We start from the raw sequence: 18,859 nt of genomic DNA on the forward strand, positions 1-18,859 counted from the left end.
TTAAAAGGCATCAGACAATGGTGCACCGCAACAATTGAAATTCTACGCACAAGACTCATGAAATGCAAGTTTTATTTTGTGCGCTGCACAAAAATGTTGTTTTTTGGATGCGATTTACAGCCCAACCCTTGCCAATGCTGGATTTATAGGCCTTGCGACAAAGGCAAAAACTGTGTATAAATCATGGAAAGTGCTTGACAGTGAATCTTGGATTGAATAAAGTGGCTCCGCGTAAAAAATGACGAAAATTTCAAAAATACTTCGGTTTTTATGAAATGCTATTTACTGTAAGAAATTCATCGGCTATATCGTTGGCATTTTTTGGTTTATCTCGGCAGTGCGCGGTTTAAAGCGCGTCTGTATGTATTATTTCAAATAAGGTGGAGACATGAAAACAAATCAGTTAGTAAAAAGTTTGGGTTTGAGCATTGCAGCAGCGTTGGTTTTGGCCGCTTGTGGCGATAAAGCACCAGCAGCAGGGGATAAAAAGGCAGAGGGCGGCGCCGCACCAGCTGCAGGTAGTGTAGAGCTCACGATTTCTTGCGGTTCAGTTGGACAAGATGCAGAAATTTGCAAAAAAAATGTGGATGAATGGGCCGCTAAAACAGGCAATAAAGTCAAACTCTATTCTGATCCAAAAGACTCTTCTGAAAAATTAGCGCTGTTGCGTCAGCAATTCGCGGCAGGTGCATCAGACATTGATGTTTTGATGGTGGATGTGGTTTGGCCAGGTATATTGAAAGACCACTTGCTTGACTTGACCGCCGCTACTGCGGGTGCGGAAAAAGAGCACTTCCCAGCAATTGTTGCGAACAACACAATTGACGGTAAATTATTGGCAATGCCTTGGTTCACAGATGCAGGCTTACTGTACTACCGCAAAGACTTGCTTGAAAAACACGGCGAAAAAGTACCAACGACTTGGGAAGAACTGGCCGCAACTGCGAAAAAAATCCAAGACGCAGAACGCAAAGCGGGTGCTAAAGATATGCAAGGCTTCGTATTCCAAGCCAAAGCGTCTGAAACTCTGACTTGTGACGCGCTTGAGTGGGTGGCTTCTTACAACGGCGGCACCATCGTTGACAACACAGGTAAAATCACCATCAACAATCCACAAGCGGCGAAAGCACTTGATACAGCGGCTTCTTGGGTTGGTACGATTGCCCCTCAAGGCGTTTTGAACTATGCTGAAGAAGAAGCCCGTGGCGTGTTCCAAAAAGGCAACGCTGTGTTTATGCGTAACTGGCCTTATGCATGGTCAGGTGCTCAAGCAGCAGACAGCACGATCAAAGGCGAAGTAGGCGTGTCACCTTTGCCTAAAGGTGGCGCGGATGGCAAATCTGCAGCAACCATCGGCGGCTGGCAGTTGGCGGTTTCTAAGTACTCTAAGCATCCAAAAGAAGCCACTGATTTGATCATGTTCTTGACAAGCAAAGAAATTCAGAAAAAACGTGCGGTGGATGGTTCATACAACCCGACGATTCCTGCATTGTATGCTGATAAAGAAATCTTAGACAAAAACCCCTTCTTTGCCGATTTGCTCAAAGTGTTTGAAGCTTCTGTTGCGCGTCCATCAACGTCAACTGGTTTGAAATACAATGAAGTGTCAAATGCGTTTTGGAATGCATCAAGCTCAGTATTGGCTGGTAAAGCTAAAGGCGCAGAAGCGGTTGCCAAACTCGAAGAAGAGTTGAACAAAATTAGCCGTGGCGGCAAGTGGTAATCAAAAGAAGTGGGGCGCACCTGAGGGGCGTTCCCTGCTTTTGTCTTTCATATCCTGAGGTTTGAAATAAAAATGGTGAGTTGCCACGCGATGCACCGCTTTTAAAAAACTTCAAACAGCAAAAATATAAGTTTTAAAATAAAAATATCGCTGTGCGCTCTGCCAGCGAATACAGGAGACCCATTATGAGTCAAGCTCAACAGAGCGCGTTGACGCGTCAGCGTATCCGCAGCGCGTGGACTTTTTTAATTCCCATGCTCTTTATCTTGCTGTGTGTGGCAGGTTGGCCGTTGGCACGCACAATTTGGTTTAGTTTTACTGATGCCAACCTCAATAGCATGAGCAGTGCTAAATTTATTGGTTTGGATAATTACTTTGGCGAGTATGGTCTGTTTGCGACAGGAAAGTCTTTCGTAGAAGACTTGTGGGGCGCGTCAATATGGAATACTTTGAAATTCTCTTTTTGGTCTGTCACGCTTGAGACTATTTTGGGGGTAATTGTTGCGCTGGTGCTTAATGCTGAGTTCAGAGGCAGGGCATGGGTGCGTGCTGCGGTTTTGGTACCTTGGGCAATCCCTACTATTGTTTCTGCGAAGATGTGGGGTTGGATGCTTCATGACCAATTTGGTGTGGTAAATAGCACTTTAATGAGTTTGGGCTTAATTACACAGAACGTGGCTTGGGTGGCTGATCCCGACTTATCATTGTTTACAGTGGTTTTGGTAGACGTGTGGAAAACCACACCGTTCATGGCACTTTTGATTTTGGCGGCTTTGCAGATGTTGCCTAAGGATTGTTACGAAGCCGCACAGGTTGATGGTATTCACCCCATCCGCGTGTTTTTCAAAGTGACGTTGCCTTTGATTAAACCTGCATTGATGGTGGCGGTTATTTTCCGCTTACTTGATGCCTTACGTGTATTTGACTTGATTTATGTGTTGACATCAAATACTAGACAGACAATTTCGATGTCGGGGTACGTACGTAAAGAAATGATTGACAACGGCAATGTTGGCTTTGGTTCTGCGGCGGCGACGGTGTTGTTTTTAATCATTGGCATGTGCACTATCGCTTATATGAAGTTTGGTAAGGTAAAAGTGGAAAGTTAATTAAGCACCACACCTTGGTTGTTCAAAATGACTTTGAACGACAAAATCTAAGAGTACACGCTGGGTCGGTCGGCATTCTTCCCCGTATTAAGGAGTCATCATGTCAAAGAATATTGGATACCGCATCGGCTTTTGGTTGTTGGTCGCAGTGATTGTGGTTTTCTCAGTTTTTCCTTTTTATTACGCTATCATCACATCATTTCGTACGGGTGAGGGTTTGTATGATTCAAGTTTATTATTAAGTACGTTGAACCCACAGAATTACGTAGAATTGCTGTCGGACGAAAATCAACCCTTTTTGCGCCATCTGTTTAATTCGGTGATGGTTGCTACTCTGGTTGTGGCTGTCTCGTTGTTTGTCAGTGTGACTGCTTCGTATGCACTTGGGCGAGTGAGCTTCAAAGGCCGCGGTTTATTGCTTTTGATGGTGTTGGCGGTGTCGATGTTCCCGCAAGTGGCGGTATTGTCTGGGATGTTTGAGATGATGCGAGCATTTGGCTTGTATGGCAAAACACTCGGTTTGATTCTACCTTACATGATTTTCACTTTACCGTTTACGGTTTGGGTTTTGACGACATTCATGCGTGATTTGCCAAAAGAGTTGGAAGAGGCCGCCATTATGGATGGTTGCACCCCATGGCGCATCATTAAGGATGTCTTCATGCCTTTGATGTGGCCGGCTTTGGTTTCGACTGGTTTGCTCGCCTTTATCGCTGCTTGGAATGAGTTCATGTTCGCTTTGACTTTCGTGAACAGCAATGAAGCGCGCACAGTGCCCGTGTCGATTTCGTTGTTAAGCGGTGCGAGCCAATATGAGTTGCCTTGGGGCAAAATCATGGCAGCATCAGTGATTGTTACCTTGCCTTTGATTTCGATGGTTTTGGCGTTCCAGCGCAAGATTGTTTCTGGTTTGACGGCTGGTGCTGTTAAAGGCTAAACAAATCCTTGACCATAAAAATATAAGGCGAGTACATGACACAGTTTTTACAACATTCAAACAATGCTAATGACCCTGACTGGTGGCGTGGTGCGGTGATTTACCAAATTTACCCACGCAGTTACCAAGACAGTAACGGCGATGGCATTGGTGATTTACAAGGGATTGTGGCGCGTTTACCTTATATCGCTGATTTGGGTGTGGATGCGATTTGGCTGTCACCATTTTTTAAGTCGCCAATGAAGGATTTTGGTTACGACGTCTCGGATTATTGTGACGTTGATCCGATGTTTGGCACGGTGAATGATTTTAAAATTTTGCTTGAAAAGGCGCACGACTCTGGTTTGCGGGTGGTGATTGACCAAGTTTTGAGCCATACGTCTGATGTCCACCCTTGGTTTGCTGAGAGTCGCCAAAATAAAACCAATCCTAAAGCGGATTGGTACGTTTGGGCCGATGCGAAGGACGATGGTACGCCTCCCAATAATTGGCTGTCAATTTTTGGTGGCTCGGCTTGGCAGTGGGATACAGGGCGCGAGCAGTATTATTTGCACAACTTTTTGACCAGTCAACCTGATTTGAACTTTCATAACGCTGACATGCAAGCGGCGTTGTTTGATGCGATGAAGTTTTGGTTAGATTTGGGCGTGGATGGTTTCCGCCTGGATACTGCGAACTTCTATGTACATGACAAGCAATTGCGCAACAACCCGCCCAAGGGTCGTCCTGTGACTGATGATGGCTCAGCGCCGAGCTCGAACCCTTATGCGTGGCAGTATCATGTACATGATAAATCTCAGCCTGAAAATGTCGTTTTCGTTCAAAAATTGCGCACATTTTTAAATCAATATCCTGGCATTATGACAGTGGGAGAGTTGGGGGCAGATGACTCGGTGGGCGCGATGATTGAATACACCGAGGGCGGCGATAAGCTGAACATGACTTACACGTTCAAGTTGTTAGGTACAGACAATTCGGCGACGTTCATCCATGATGCGATTCATGAATTTGAATCCCGTGCCAAAGACGGTTGCTGGCCATCGTGGCCGTTGTCCAACCATGACGTGGCACGACTGGCCAGTCGGTGGTGTGCTGGTGATGAAGCATTAAAAACTTATGCGGCTATGCAGTTAAGCATGCGTGGTAGCCCGTGTGTGTATCAGGGGGATGAGTTGGGTTTGCCTGAGGCTGAATTGACGTTTGAAGAGTTACAAGACCCTTATGGCATCACCATGTGGCCTGCGTTTAAGGGGCGTGATGGTTGTCGAACACCCATGCCATGGGAAATGTCGGCGCTCAACGCTGCGTTTAGCACGGCCAAGCCGTGGCTGCCTGTGGCAAGTACCCATGGTGAGTTGGCTGTTGACCAGCAGAGTGGGGCAGATAGTTTGCTCAATCACTATCGCACTTGCTTGCAACAGCGCAAATTATTGTTGCCGTTGATCAAAGGCAGTATGGATGTATTGGACGCGCACAAGCAGGTATTTGCTTTTGTGCGCTCATTTGAAGGCGCTTCGTTGTTGTGTGTGTTTAATTTATCAGACACTCCTGCAACGTATCATTTGCCGAATGGCGTCGCTGTAAAAGAGTTGGCGGACTTTCCGCAAAGCAATTTGACATTGGTGGCAGGTCAAAAGGACTTGGATTTGGCACCTTGGCAATCTGTGGTGGCATGGGTTTGAGCGGTTGCTCAATCACATATCGACACATCTTTGATAATAAGGAAATAAAATGGCTGAGTTAATTTTTAAAGGCGTTCACAAACGCTACGGAGACAATCCTTATACCATTCGTGATGTGAATTTACACATTGGTGAAAATGAGTTTTGTGTATTTGTCGGTCCATCAGGTTGCGGCAAGTCAACACTTTTGCGCATGGTTGCTGGACTCGAAGACATCACCAGTGGCGAGTTGCAAATCGGTGGTGTGCGCGTTAACGAAAAAGCACCGTCTGAACGTGGTGTGTCGATGGTGTTTCAGAGCTATGCTTTGTATCCGCACATGACCGTTTATGAAAATATGGCGTTTGGCTTGAAAATTGCCAAAACTGCTGACACAGATGTAGACAAAAAAGTGCGCCACGCCGCACAAATCCTCCAGCTCGATCACTTACTTGAACGTTTACCTAAAGAGCTTTCAGGTGGCCAACGTCAACGCGTCGCGATTGGTCGTGCAATTGTTCGTGAACCAGGTGTGTTTTTGTTTGACGAACCATTATCAAACTTAGATGCGGCATTGCGTGTGAAAACGCGTTTGGAAATTGCTCGCTTACACAAAGACATCGGTACGGCCAGTATGATTTATGTGACGCATGACCAAGTCGAAGCGATGACATTGGCTGACAAAATCCTTTTGCTCAACAGCGGTGAAGCCGTTCAGCGTGATGGGTCAGTTGCTCAATGCGGCGCACCACTTGAGTTGTATCACTTTCCTGTGAATAAGTTTGTTGCGGGCTTTATCGGCTCACCAAAAATGAATTTCGTTCACGGTACACTTGAGTCTGCTGCACCAGAGTCGGCGATTGTGCGTATGGGGGATAGCTCTTATCAAGTGCGTATCAATGCCGTTGGTCTGCCAGCAGGTACGAAACTTGAAATCGGTATTCGCCCAGAGCACACGAAGCTGGTTAATGCAGATGGTGACAATGTGATTCAAGGCAAAGTTGAGTTCATCGAAAAACTCGGTGAGGCATCATACCTGTACGTCAGTGTCCCAAATGCGGACGATACCATGACTGTTCGTCAATCAGGCGATACCAACTACAAAATTGGCGACATGGTTCATGTTTACTTGCAAGCAGATGCACTGCATGCGTTCAAAGAGGATGGCCGCGCTTGCCCACGCACCATCCGAGTTGATTCTGTGAAAGATTCATTCTCCGTGGCTGGTGTGGCTGGTGCTGTGGTTGCTGAGCCGTATGCTTCGTGAAGTTTATCTTTGTTAAAAACCGCGAGATGAAAATCTCGCGGTTTTTTTATTGCTAAATGTGTCTGCTCATAACTCGAGCCATAAATACTTGATTATGGTTTGCTAATAACCAAGTGTAATTCGCCGACATCAAAGCCCCATTTGCTCATCTTTGACTCATTGATGAGCATTTTTTCAGACACCAAATACATTCTATCGTCGATATTAATGTTCAGTGTTGTTCCGTTATACGGTACAGTGAGTACATAATTGAGAAACAATGCGTTGCCAGAGGTTCGCATCTCTGATTCGCCTACGACATCATTGGCGGTGCCGATGTAGTTACCTTGTCCATCAGGGCGTAGTTTCCAAATTCGATTTTGCTTTTCGCCATCGTCAAAGACAAAATGCTCATCCAACGTGCCGACACCATTGTCCCACGTGGCCTCAATCGTCGCATTAAAATAGCGTGTCACTTTTCCACTGCGGTCTTTGAGAATACCATGTCCGGTGAGTGTGCCGTTAAAGAATTCGGAGATCACCAACTCTGGTTTGTTAGCACTGTATTCTGTGACAGCAATTGATGAGCACGCGTTGAGCAGCGTTAATGACGCTGTCAGAAATAGGACTTTAAGTGCGGTGTACATGTTTGAACTCCTTCATGAGGCATTGAGCCTTTGAGCTATTTTTGCATAGCAGGGTAATAAGAAAAACCAGCCAAGGCCAATGACCAAGAGTGCTGTTGTAGTAGGCTCGCTCATGTGTGCACCACCCCATTGTGTGCCTGCCCAATAGCTCAATGGTCCGAAAATCAGGCCAAGTAAGGCTGTTAAAATGGTATTTCGTTGCAGCCAAACCAAACTGTGACACAGTGTTGTTGCAAACAGCGTCCACAAACAGACCAGCCAAACTGGGATGCCCAGTATATCGGGCTTTGTGTAATTCATCCAATCGCCAAAAACGACCACAGCATCCCACAAAGAGCCCGTTAGTGTGACGACGCTGATAAAGGCCCACTCACGAACGCGCTCGTGCTGAATGACGAAAAAATGATTAATCAACAATGCTGCTGTTGTGTAAGCGATGGCGTAAGCATTGCCCCCCCAGATGCACACAAACCATCCGAGTTGAAACAGTATGATATTCAGCAAGTTTTTTTTCATATGCTGTTATCCTTTTGAGCGCTTAAAACGCATTAGCTGTTGTTCCTGCTCGATGCTAACACACGTAGCGGCGGGGTGCTTGGGAGAGTCGATAGCTCAATTGATGTGTGCAAGGTAGGTGAAAAAAAACCATGTAAAAACATGGGTTTTGAACTTGAGCTTTGTATCAATCATTGCCCTTAGCGGCTGCGTGAAGATGAGCGTGGCGATTGAGACGGTTTGCCCGCTGAAGGGGGGTTGCTTGGCTTCGTATTATTTGCTGGGTGTGAGCTTGGTTTTTTACTTGTGTTTTTCGCACCGCTTGGGTTGTTGGTTGAGCTGGGTTTGGCACCACCGGCTTTAGGGGAGGTGCCGCGTGGACGTTGGTTTTGGTTGCCACGTCCTTGTCCGCTGCGTAGCTGGATGGGCTGGGCGACGGCGTTAGGGTCAGGCTCAAACCCTGCGATGACTGCACGGGGAATGGTTATTTTGATGAATTTCTCGATGTCACGCAACAAGCTGTTTTCGTCAACACAAACTAGAGAAACGGCTTCACCGCTTGCGCCAGCACGGCCTGTACGACCGATGCGGTGCACATAGTCTTCTGGCACATTGGGTAAGTCATAGTTCACCACATGCGGTAATTGATCAATATCAATGCCGCGCGCGGCAATGTCGGTGGCGATGAGGGCTTGTAGTTTGCCAGCTTTGAAGTCAGCCAATGCTTTTGTACGGGCGGTTTGGCTTTTGTTGCCGTGAATCGCCATGCTGGTGATGCCGTCTTTCTCAAGCTGGGTGACGAGCTTGTTCGCGCCGTGCTTGGTACGGGTGAAGACGAGAACTTGTTGCCAGTTATTGGTCTTAATCAAATGGGCGAGCAGCGGGTGTTTGTTCGTGCGGTCTACTGGGTGAATGGTTTGTTGTACGATTTCGATGGTTGAGTTGCGTCGTGCGACTTCAATCATAGCAGGCGAGTTGAGTAGCCTATCGGCCAATGCTTTGATTTCATCAGAAAACGTTGCAGAAAATAACAAGTTTTGTCGTTGCGCAGGCAGCGCCGCGAGAATTTTTTTGATGTCGCGGATGAAACCCATATCAAGCATGCGATCTGCTTCATCGAGAACGAGGATTTCGATGTGTTTGAGGTTGATGTTGCCTTGCTGCATGTGATCGAGTAGTCGGCCTGGTGTGGCGACGAGGATGTCCACGCCTTTTTTGAGCGTGGCAATTTGTGGGTTGATGCCGACACCACCAAACATCACTGCCGAAGTGAGTTTGGTGTATTTGCCATAAACACGCACGGATTCTTCGACTTGCGCGGCCAGCTCGCGCGTGGGTGTCAGGATGAGTGCGCGAATTGGGCGGTAGTTGGCGGGATTGCTGCGCGGGCTGCTGGAGAGTCTGTGTAGAACTGGGAGGGTGAAGCCTGCTGTTTTGCCTGTACCTGTCTGCGCTCCTGCGAGTAAATCGCCACCTTTGAGGACTGCGGGAATGGATTGAGATTGAATCGGTGTGGGACTGGTGTAACCATGTTCGGTGATGGCTCGCAGGATGGATTCTGATAAACCGAGTTCTGAAAATAACATGAGGGTTGTGCAATCTTAAAAAGGAAAGTGGGACAGTATAACAGGTTGGCTGATGGGGCTTGAGTTACTGGTGTTAGAGCATGGTGATGAGTTGAGTGAGCAATAAGAAATGCACTTGCATTTACTGCTCATGAAAATCATGAGTGTGCGTCACGCAAGATTGCTTTCTCCAGCAGGTGGTGTAAGGCCAAAATGCGCAAAAGTCATCGGACTGGCAATTCGCCCGCGTGGGGTACGTTGTAAGTAGCCTTGTTGAATGAGGTATGGTTCGATGATGTCCTCAATCGTGTCCTTGGCTTCACCGATGGATGCAGCAAGATTGTCCAGCCCAACTGGACCACCATTAAATCGGAACAAAATCGCTTCTAATAGCTTTCTGTCCATCACATCCAAACCCACAGGGTCAACGTCAAGCATCTTGAGCGCAGCATCAGCGATGGTTTTGGTGATGTGGCCGTCTGCTTTCACTTGCGCGTAGTCACGTACGCGACGCAGCAGACGATTAGCGATACGTGGTGTGCCACGTGAGCGGCGGGCGATTTCGATGGCACCGTCCTCAGACATTTCGCAATGCAGCAAACGCGCTGAGCGTTTGACGATAAAGGTCAACTCCTCAACTGTATAAAACTCCAGTCTTGCCACAATACCGAAGCGATCTCGCAACGGGTTGGTCAACATGCCCGCGCGCGTGGTCGCTCCCACCAATGTGAATGGCTGTAAATCAAGCTTCACGCTGCGTGCGGCAGGGCCTTCGCCAATCATGATGTCGATTTGATAATCCTCTAACGCAGGGTAAAGAATCTCCTCAACCACGGGCGAGAGGCGGTGAATCTCGTCGATGAACAACACATCATTGGCTTCGAGATTCGTCAATAACGCCGCCAAATCACCCGCACGTTCGAGCACAGGCCCTGATGTTTGCTTGAGATTAACGCCCATTTCACGGGCGATGATGTGGGCGAGGGTGGTTTTTCCCAAACCTGGCGGGCCGAACAACAATGTGTGGTCGAGTGCTTCATGGCGTGTTTTCGCAGCGCCAATGAAAATATCGAGCTGCTCACGGATTTTAGCTTGGCCGACATACTCGTCGAGCTGCTTCGGGCGCAGGGCGCGTTCGATTTGCTCCTCCTCGCGCGGTGGTTTGGTGTCCAAAACGCGGTTCGGAAAATCGGCGGGGGAAAAGTCGTCGGTGACGATGGTGGACATATGCTAAAGTTTACTTTCGATATTTTTTGGTTTCTTATAAAAATAGCGTTCAACGTACTGATAGCTCATACTGGACAAGATAATGGTCAGACATCCCATTGATAGCGTGATTGGCCAATAGTGCTTGGTATAGAAGAGCGGGTTGGGTAAAAAACTAATGACAAATGATATAACTAAACCATGTAAAAGATAAATACTATAACTAATTTCTCCCAAAAGCCTAGCGGGTTTTGTATGCAAAACCCCAAACAATCCATCTCCATATAGTAAACAGATGAATAGAAAAAAAGATACTAGTGCTTGCTTGATACCATAAGCTGTGTCAAAGAAATAGAAAATCACAAAGAACAACAGTAAGGAACATAAATCTAGAATGATTTTGCATTGTTTTGTTATGCTAAACCTTTTTCTGTAAAACTCAGCAGCTAGAATTCCGACTAAAAAATAGTATAGATATTTTTCATCTGATGAGATGCAAAATAAAGCAAATAATAAAATTGTCAGCAACTTTCCTTTTTTACTTGGTAGACTCACAGACAGTAACGGTAATGCTAGATAGAATTTCCATTCCCAAACTAAAGTCCAGTACACCCCTGCATTGACAGTGTAAAAATTTTCAACAGGAATGTTCGGGGTTGAAAAAAATATGAACTTTAGTAGTTGTTTGGTTATTGCCAGTGTTTGAGAAAAATTGTTAAAAATCTGTGTTTGATTAGTCAGTTCTTTATATGTGATTATTAATATTAAGATCAACACTGTCAAAAAATACATGGGTAGTATTCGTTGGAAACGAGATCTGTAGAAACTCTTCCAATTCAAGCTCCCTTCTGACTTAATAACTCTTGACCAAAATAAAAATGCAGTGATGACAAAAAATAACGAAACACCCACTTGACCAGTTAGTGTATAAAAAGTGGAATCAGGCGTCTTCCAAACTGATGTCAAAAAATAATTGTGATTGATAATTGCGTGATGGAAGAAAACGCCTAGCGCTAGAAAGCCTCTTAAGCCATCTAGGGTTAAGACTTGTTGTTCATTATGATTAGTTAATGTTCGGTAGAAAGGGTTTAGTTGATGAATGACAAAGGCAATTAAAATGAAAATACCTGACCCTATAAAGTAAGGGAAAATATTTGTTGGAGCAAGCTCTTGCATATAAGTGCTTTCATAAGTTAATTAGATAAAAACTGCAATGCCTGCCGAATTCCTGCGGATACGCCCGAGTCTACGGGCAGTTGTTTTAATGCGCTGTTGATTTCTTTGTCGCCGTAGCCCAATGCAGACAGGGCTTGCGCGATATCGTTGCGGGCGTCGGGTTTGTCGGTGGTGGCTGTGGTGAAGTTGAAGCTCGCGCCTTTGAGTTTGTCTTTTAGTTCCAGCACCAGTCGTTCAGCGGTTTTTTTGCCGATACCGGGGATGCTTGTGAGGCGTGAAATGTCTTGTGCGACGACGGCTTGTTGTAGGTCGTCAGAGGACAGTCCTGATAAAATCCCAAGTGCGGTGCGTGCGCCGATGCCACTGATTTTAATCAACATGCGAAAGCTGGATCGCTCAGCAGCGGTGGCGAAGCCAAATAATTGCTGCGCATCTTCGCGAATGGCTAAATGCAAAAACAAGCTGACCGTTTCCCCTGCATTGGGCAAATGATAAAAAGTGCTCATAGGCACGTCAATCTCGTATGCGAGGCCGTGTGCGGTGTCGACAACGATTTGCGGTGGGCTTTTATCGATGAGTGTGCCAGTGATTTTTGCGAGCATGGGGAGAGCCTTAAATGATTTGGTGCTATTATCGCACAAGTGGTTTGGGGCTTTGGCGATTGTGTGGCGAATATTGTCTGTGATGTGTATGGTGAAATTATTGAAGTATCTCTGGGCGTTGCCGATTACTGTTTTGGGCTTGCTCTTACTATTACTGGCGCTGCCGAGTCGTCCGCACGTGGCGCGTTTGCGTATTGGGCAAACATCGGCGTTGTGTGCGTGGGGTGGTTGGTTGAGTTCTTGGCTGCGCAAACATCCGCTCGGGGCAATGTCGGCTGCATCCATCGGTCATGTGGTGATTGCACGCAATGCACGACAACTGTGTTGGTCTGGTGCTCATGAGCTTGAGCATGTGCGTCAAACTGAGCTTTGGGGGATTTTCATGCCGTTTGCTTATGTTTTGAATGGGTTGTGGCAGTTGGTGCGCGGTAAGCGGTTTTATCGGGATAATTATTTTGAAGTGGCTGCGTATCGTTTCGGGCCTGAACGATTTGATAGGCGTGATAAACGGTAGCGGTTTGTGTCGCTGTGTGGTGAAAGTACCGAGTATTGTCTCGGCATTTTTTATGGTGGTTTCACTAAGAAGCCGAAGCAAATGATTTGTGGACTGCATTTGCAGATTGATAAGCTAGGGCGTATTAACACTATTCAAGCAATCAACGATGAGTGCGAAATGAATAAAGCCGCTAAACAAAACATCAAGTTTATCAAAGCGAGAGAATATACTGCGAAAGACTTTTAATTTTCAGAACAAACGCTAATGCACACATTGTAACGATTTATTATTGGTAGTGTTAATACGAACTAGTTTGCTAGCGTTTGATTTGTCGTGACCTATGTCAGGTTGACGTGCTAAAAACCATGAAATCCGCCAGATGACGAGTTTCATGGTTTTTATTTTATCAGCACAAAACATTACAACGTTTGAGTGGCAACGTCATAAGCCAAACGCGGGCTGCGTGGATAGTTGCCTGAGGCATCGCCGTGGCCGATGTTGATGAGGAAGTTCGATTTGAATCGGCCATCGGGGAAAAACTCTTTATCAAGGGCAGCATTGTCAAAACCACTCATCGGACCAGCATCCAAACCAATGGCACGAACAGCCATGATGAAATACGCACCTGATAAGCTGCCATTTCTGAATGCGGTGGTTTGGGTCATTTCTGGATTGGCGTCGAACATGCCTTTGACATCCATCGCAGGGAAAATGGTCGGTAAGTGTTCTTGGAAATTGGTGTCATAAGCCACAATAACGGTAACGGGCGCGGCCATGGTTTTTGCTTTGTTGCCATCGGCCAATGTTGGCTCTAAGCGCGCTTTCGCTTCTGGTGAGCGGATAAAGACAAAGCGGGCAGGTGAGGCGTTGAATGCGGTTGGCCCCATTTTTGCCAAATCATAGATGGCTTGTAACTGCTCATCAGTGACAGGTTCGTTGGTGAATTTGTTAAATGTGCGTGCGTCGTGAAACAGTTGGTTGAGTGCTTCGTTGCTGAGTGTGGTCATGTTTGGCTCCTGTTGATGGATGGATTTGGTGTTCTAGTGAACGGGTTGTGATTTTACAGTGCTTCATTTTTTAAACAAATTGGTTTTTTGACAAATGATTTTTTCATTTATGAAATAGTATTGGTGCTTTTACGGTGATTTAGCTGGGTCAATGACCAGATGGCTTGCTCTGATATCACCGCGTCGGCGTGTGCTGTGTAAACAGCGACAGCAGCGATGGCTTGTTCTGTAGCTTCGCCGTTACCCAACGCCAATAAAACATTGCGCTGCCACTGAGCATGGCCGATTCGATAAATGGCTGAGCCAGCCATTTTGTCCTTAAATGTGGACTCCGACCATGACAGAGCATCTAGTAAGGTTAATTGATCCAATTGATGGCGCACTTCGAAATCGGGTAGGTCACTTTTGACTGCAAATTTATTCCACGGGCAGGCGAGTTGACAGTCATCACACCCATAAATGCGGTTACCGATGGCTGGTCGAAACTCATGAGGAATTACGCCGTTGTATTCGATGGTGAGGTAGGAAATACAGCGGCGTGCGTCAAGCTTATACGGTGCAATAATCGCTTGTGTGGGGCAAATGTCCAAGCACGCATGGCATGAACCACAGTGCTCGGTGGTTTTCACATCCATAGGCAAATCCAGATTCACATACAGCTCACCGAGAAAAAACATCGAGCCAGACTCACGGTTGAGCAGCAGCGTGTGTTTTCCACGCCAGCCGAGCGCGGTTTGTTGGGCAATCTCGACTTCTGGCACGGGTGCTGAGTCGGAGAAGGCTCGATAGATTAAGGTGGTTCCGATGTGTTGCTCAATCTGCTCAGCGAGTTTTTGTAGGCGGCTGCGAACCACTTTGTGATAATCACGGGCGAGCGCGTAGCGTGAGATGTTGGCACTTGAGGGATTTTCGATGGTTTGCCAAGTCTGTGTCTGCCAGTCGGGGGCTAAATCAGCCGCCAAATAAGGCAAAGTCACGCTGATAATGCTGATTGTTTCGGGTACGAGTGTTGCTGGTTCAAATCGTGCATCAAGATTTCGTGTCAAATAAGACATTTCACCGTGAAATTCTTTGGCCAACCACGCTTGATAACTGGTTTTTGCCGCGCGTAAGTCAGGCTGGCTGATGGCGATGTGAGAGAAGCCTTGCGTTTGTGCGGCTGACTTAATCCACTCGGCCAGTTGTCTGCGGTCGTTGTCGTTTGCGGTACAATGTTGGGCTGTGATGTCTGTCATGGGCGATATGATACTGGGTATTGCCCACACTGGCGTGAAGTTGCGCTGATTCGTATGGCGCGTCTATTAATATAGGGTGATTTTATGCACGAACAACACCATTTGCTCAAAAACGAAGCGGCCACGGCGCGCATGGCGCAGGCCATTGCCAATTGTGTCATTGCTGGTGATGTGGTGTTTCTCGAAGGTGATTTGGGAGCGGGCAAAACCACGTTCACACGCTATTTCGCACGAGCGCTGGGCGTGACAGGGCGAGTCAAAAGTCCCACTTATGCGCTGATTGAGAGCTATGAATTACCAAGCAATGCAACGAAAATACAGCAGTTGCATCATTTTGACTTGTACCGATTGGCTGAACCGCGTGAGTGGTTTTCAGCGGGTTTTGATGAGTATCTGAGCACGGCTGCTGTGGTGTTCATTGAGTGGGCAGAAAAGGCGGCGGGGGCTTTGCCTGCACCGACCTTGGTTGTGCAATTGTCTCATGTGGATGAGTTTGTCAGTGATGATGAATTGAATGATTCGCCCAGACAGTTGACGCTGAAGGTGTCGGATGAGGCGGCAGGGCGTTTTTTAGACCTGCATTTGGATTGATGTGCTGTGAGGTTTGAAGTGTTTTGTCAATAATCCGCTGATCAAGTCAGCGGATTTTTTATGGTTCACACCTAAGCATTTAAGCATGACGGTCAAATTTGGCGGTCAGACTTTTAGGGAATACCAATTTGACCAATACACCACCGCCGAAATGGTTTTGGATGTCGATTTGGCCATCGTGCTTGGTCATGATTTCGCGCACGAAATTCAGACCAAGCCCCGTGCTTTTTGATTTGTGCGGTCGAGCCAGCGAATAAAAGCGGTCAAAAATATGTGGCAGCGCGTAGTCGGGAATGCCCGCACCATGGTCGCGGATGCTGATGCGGTGGTGGATTAGAGACGGTTCATCGTAAATTTGAATGCTGCTGTCATTCGGAGAAAAATCCATCGCATTGTCGATGAGGTTGCTGAACATCTGGCCAAGTAAAAATTCATCGCCTTGAACAGTGGTATTGCCATTGATGTTAATTGACAAAGTGATGTTGCGACGAGCAAGCTCAGTTTGCTGGGTTGATAAAGCTTTGTCAAGTAAAGGGTGCAAAGCCACGGGCTGCAATGACAATGCGGGCGCACGTTCAAGATTCGCGAGTTCCAACAGACGGTCAATGAGGGTTTGTAGGCGGTGGCTTTGCTCTTCGATATTCGTGGCGAATTGGGTTTGGGCGGCTTCGGGTGGATGCTCTTTGATGATTTCGGCAGCACCACGGATGGCTGAAAGCGGGCTTTTTAGCTCGTGGGTGAGGGTATGCACGTATTGCTCAACGTACTCTTTGCCATCGAGTCGCTCCCGCATGGTGGCAATGGTGTTGATGATGGCTCTGAGCTCTGTGCTGATGAATTTTGGTTTTAGCACAGACTTGCCCGCGGTGATGTCGTCTGCGTAGCGTTCCAATCGAGAAATAGAGCGGTTAATCCACCACATAATGATGAGGCCAACGAGTAGCGATGCGCCGAGTAATATCACACCTGCTTGTGTGATCCGCGCCTCGCTGCGATTGATGATGGGCATCAGTGTGCTGTTGGGCTTAGAAACGGTGAGTACACCAGTGATTTTGTCGTTGATGATGATTGGCGCGGCGACGTGCATGACGCTGGTGGCGTCATTGCCTACAACGCTGGGCGTACTGCGTGCACCGTATTGGCCGCGCAGTGTGAGATAGACGTCATTCCAGCGTGAGTAGTCAGCGCCGACGTCCTTGCCTGATGAGTCGTATCGAACAATCCCTGCTGCATCGGTGATGTAGACGCGATAGTCAACGCGTGTTTTGATGACACCGCCGATGTTGCTCTGAAAAGGGCGTTGGTTGATTTGAGCGAATGCTTGCGCAATGCTGCCTGTGGCGGTGGCGTTGTTTTTGATGTCTTGCGCGGCAATGTTTGCCAAAACTTGCGCGCTGTCCACGAGGGCGTCTTCGGTGGATTGGCGCACACCGGGTTTGACTTCCTCTGCGAAAATCGCGAGGACAAACCAGGCAGCGATGGCGACAATTAGAAAATACCCGATGAATATTTGTAGACTGATTCTCATGGTTTACACATCGGTATTGCTGCGAATGCTGTAACCAAAACCACGGTGGGTGGTGATGGGGTTGAGGGATTCATTCACGACACGCAGCTTGCTGCGCAAGGTTTTGATGTGGGTATCCACGGTTCGGTCAAAGGTGTCGGTTGCATCCGTCCACACCAAATCCATGAGCAACTGACGAGGGAAAATTCGGTTTGGCTCTGAGAGTAGGGTTTTTAACAATAAAAACTCATAACGTGTCAATGACAACAACTGCTCACAGAAGAGAATTGTGCCATGAGACTCATTGACTTCAAATAAAGAAACTTCCGATGTTTTTGATTTAGTGACAGCACGCTCAGAGCGGCGCAAAATCCCACGTACTCGAGCGCACACTTCACGTGGTGAGAAAGGCTTGGCAATGTAATCATCCGCGCCCATCTCCAATCCGACGATGCGATCAACCTCGTCGGCGCGCGCAGTGAGGAACAACAACGGTACATCATGGGTGGCTAAAATTCGTTGGTATAAGTCAAAGCCATTGATGTCGGGCAAACCGACATCTAAAATAAACAGCGACGGCGCGTCGTTTTGCAGCGCGTCGAGCATCAGCTGGCCGCGATGGAACCATTGCACGGTGAAGCCGTCGGTTTGTAACGCGTAGATTAATGTTTCTGCAATCGCAGGCTCGTCTTCGATGAGCCAGATAGTTTGTTTGGTAGTCATATTTTAATCATCAAGGGGTGTCAAAAACTGCCACAGTCTGTGTGCTCATGGCGACGAGCACGCCATCTTTGTCCCAAATATGTGCAGATGTTTGTCCATAACCATCGGCAGCTTGTGCAATTTCAGCGCGGTACAACCACCAGTTAGATGCCAATTTAGGTAACGGCTGCATGAATGACATGCTCCACGTCACAGAGCTCGCTGGTGCAGGTTTTGACAGCAGTGGTAGCACCGCAGGCGGCCACGCATCAATCAATGTAATCAAATGTGCCGTTGTGAACTCATCATCTGCGGACAAATCTTTCAAGCGAATCCAGCCACCCATTTCACGAGATTGAGTCCCCGAAAAAGGCAAACCGCCGAACGCCCAGCGAAAATCAATGTGTTGGGTGAATGCAGGTACGATATTCGGAATATATGGCAGGGCAGGCAAAAGATCGGGCGATGTCGCATTTGGTGCAGGTAATGATGCAACGACAACAGATGACTCTCGTGCCGTGCCAAAACACGCCAACGCCGAGCACACCACCGCATCATTTTGCACAATCTGCGCGGCGAGTTGCACGGCGCTTTTGCCTATACGCAAGACTTGTGCCGAAATCGTGAACGGCTCATCACTCACCACAGGACCGACGAAAGACAACATGAATGAATACAGCGGTCGTTCATCATTCATTTCGCGTCTTATGGCCGTGTACAGCATCCCGCCGAGTAGCCCACCGAACGAAGCGCGTCCTTGTCCCCAGTCGGGCGTGATGGTGTAGGTGGTGTCTGGTGTGCCTGCTTTGACTTGATTGAGTAAGTCGTTGATGTGCGTTAGAGACATACAAAATCCTTTTTCATTGGGTGTTGGGCAATAGTTGCGGCTATTCTAATACAAAGGTGGGTTTTTAAACCATCATCGGTTAAAATAACAGACTGTTCAATCCCCTC

18 protein-coding genes are annotated in these 18,859 nt (G+C 47.4%); 7 read left to right on the forward strand and 11 right to left on the reverse strand.

Annotated elements, in window-relative coordinates; all coding sequences use genetic code 11:
- Positions 1-388: 388 nt before the first annotated feature.
- The 5 genes from IE082_RS00930 (at position 389) to IE082_RS00950 (ending at position 6,697) form a co-directional block, all read left to right on the forward strand.
- Positions 389-1,723 carry an ABC transporter substrate-binding protein gene (locus IE082_RS00930; RefSeq protein ID WP_189490402.1) on the forward strand — a complete coding sequence of 445 codons (1,335 nt, stop codon included), beginning with the start codon at positions 389-391 and terminating at the stop codon, positions 1,721-1,723.
- Positions 1,724-1,908: 185 nt separating this feature from the next.
- Positions 1,909-2,832, forward strand: a complete 924-nt coding sequence (locus tag IE082_RS00935) for a carbohydrate ABC transporter permease (RefSeq protein ID WP_189490404.1) — start codon at positions 1,909-1,911, stop codon at positions 2,830-2,832.
- Positions 2,833-2,932: 100 nt separating this feature from the next.
- Entirely contained in the window at positions 2,933-3,769 is an 837-nt protein-coding gene (locus tag IE082_RS00940; RefSeq protein ID WP_189490406.1) for a carbohydrate ABC transporter permease, read from the forward strand.
- A 35-nt stretch (positions 3,770-3,804) separates the two neighbouring features.
- Positions 3,805-5,451: an alpha-glucosidase family protein gene (locus tag IE082_RS00945; RefSeq protein WP_189490408.1), complete on the forward strand. Its 1,647-nt coding sequence runs from the start codon at positions 3,805-3,807 to the stop codon at positions 5,449-5,451.
- A 49-nt stretch (positions 5,452-5,500) separates the two neighbouring features.
- Positions 5,501-6,697, forward strand: a complete 1,197-nt coding sequence (locus IE082_RS00950) for an ABC transporter ATP-binding protein (protein ID WP_189490409.1) — start codon at positions 5,501-5,503, stop codon at positions 6,695-6,697.
- 92 nt (positions 6,698-6,789) lie between these two features.
- On the opposite strand, the gene IE082_RS00955 is transcribed toward IE082_RS00950, so the two are convergent.
- The 6 genes from IE082_RS00955 to ruvA form a co-directional block, all read right to left on the reverse strand.
- On the reverse strand, positions 6,790-7,323 hold the full coding sequence (locus tag IE082_RS00955) for a DUF3833 domain-containing protein (RefSeq protein WP_189490411.1): 534 nt from the start codon (positions 7,321-7,323) through the stop codon (positions 6,790-6,792).
- Positions 7,324-7,335: 12 nt separating this feature from the next.
- Positions 7,336-7,839 (reverse strand): DUF2878 domain-containing protein, encoded by a 504-nt coding sequence (locus IE082_RS00960; RefSeq protein WP_189490413.1) that lies wholly within the window; start codon positions 7,837-7,839, stop codon positions 7,336-7,338.
- Positions 7,840-8,018: 179 nt separating this feature from the next.
- Positions 8,019-9,404 carry a DEAD/DEAH box helicase gene (locus IE082_RS00965; RefSeq protein ID WP_189490415.1) on the reverse strand — a complete coding sequence of 462 codons (1,386 nt, stop codon included), beginning with the start codon at positions 9,402-9,404 and terminating at the stop codon, positions 8,019-8,021.
- A gap of 150 nt (positions 9,405-9,554) precedes the next feature.
- The gene (ruvB, locus tag IE082_RS00970; RefSeq protein ID WP_189490417.1) at positions 9,555-10,610 is read right to left on the reverse strand and encodes a Holliday junction branch migration DNA helicase RuvB; all 1,056 of its coding nucleotides are present in this window, start codon (positions 10,608-10,610) and stop codon (positions 9,555-9,557) included.
- 3 nt (positions 10,611-10,613) lie between these two features.
- Entirely contained in the window at positions 10,614-11,765 is a 1,152-nt protein-coding gene (locus tag IE082_RS00975) for an acyltransferase family protein (protein ID WP_189490419.1), read from the reverse strand.
- Between the two features lie 17 nt (positions 11,766-11,782).
- Positions 11,783-12,367: a Holliday junction branch migration protein RuvA gene (gene ruvA / locus IE082_RS00980; RefSeq protein ID WP_189490421.1), complete on the reverse strand. Its 585-nt coding sequence runs from the start codon at positions 12,365-12,367 to the stop codon at positions 11,783-11,785.
- A gap of 22 nt (positions 12,368-12,389) precedes the next feature.
- Here ruvA and IE082_RS00985 point away from each other — a divergent pair, with 22 nt between their 5' ends.
- Positions 12,390-12,881, forward strand: a complete 492-nt coding sequence (locus tag IE082_RS00985) for a signal peptide prediction (RefSeq protein ID WP_189490424.1) — start codon at positions 12,390-12,392, stop codon at positions 12,879-12,881.
- Between the two features lie 401 nt (positions 12,882-13,282).
- On the opposite strand, the gene IE082_RS00990 is transcribed toward IE082_RS00985, so the two are convergent.
- Both IE082_RS00990 and queG read right to left on the reverse strand, forming a co-directional pair.
- The gene (locus IE082_RS00990; RefSeq protein ID WP_189490426.1) at positions 13,283-13,870 is read right to left on the reverse strand and encodes a malonic semialdehyde reductase; all 588 of its coding nucleotides are present in this window, start codon (positions 13,868-13,870) and stop codon (positions 13,283-13,285) included.
- A gap of 107 nt (positions 13,871-13,977) precedes the next feature.
- Positions 13,978-15,105 (reverse strand): tRNA epoxyqueuosine(34) reductase QueG, encoded by a 1,128-nt coding sequence (queG, locus tag IE082_RS00995; protein WP_189490428.1) that lies wholly within the window; start codon positions 15,103-15,105, stop codon positions 13,978-13,980.
- A gap of 84 nt (positions 15,106-15,189) precedes the next feature.
- On the opposite strand from queG, the gene tsaE reads away from it, so the two are divergent.
- Entirely contained in the window at positions 15,190-15,696 is a 507-nt protein-coding gene (tsaE, locus tag IE082_RS01000) for a tRNA (adenosine(37)-N6)-threonylcarbamoyltransferase complex ATPase subunit type 1 TsaE (protein ID WP_189490430.1), read from the forward strand.
- A gap of 79 nt (positions 15,697-15,775) precedes the next feature.
- On the opposite strand, the gene creC is transcribed toward tsaE, so the two are convergent.
- The 3 genes from creC to IE082_RS01015 are packed head-to-tail and all read right to left on the reverse strand — an operon-like array spanning position 15,776 to position 18,752.
- Positions 15,776-17,224 (reverse strand): two-component system sensor histidine kinase CreC, encoded by a 1,449-nt coding sequence (gene creC / locus IE082_RS01005; protein WP_189490432.1) that lies wholly within the window; start codon positions 17,222-17,224, stop codon positions 15,776-15,778.
- Positions 17,225-17,227: 3 nt separating this feature from the next.
- Positions 17,228-17,926 carry a two-component system response regulator CreB gene (gene creB, locus IE082_RS01010; protein WP_189490434.1) on the reverse strand — a complete coding sequence of 233 codons (699 nt, stop codon included), beginning with the start codon at positions 17,924-17,926 and terminating at the stop codon, positions 17,228-17,230.
- 10 nt (positions 17,927-17,936) lie between these two features.
- Entirely contained in the window at positions 17,937-18,752 is an 816-nt protein-coding gene (locus IE082_RS01015; protein WP_189490435.1) for an acyl-CoA thioesterase, read from the reverse strand.
- Between the last annotated feature and the right edge of the window lie 107 nt (positions 18,753-18,859).

Origin of the sequence: Formosimonas limnophila (assembly GCF_014652675.1) — a bacterium.
In the GTDB taxonomy this organism is placed as follows: Bacteria; Pseudomonadota; Gammaproteobacteria; order Burkholderiales; family Burkholderiaceae; genus Hydromonas; species Hydromonas limnophila.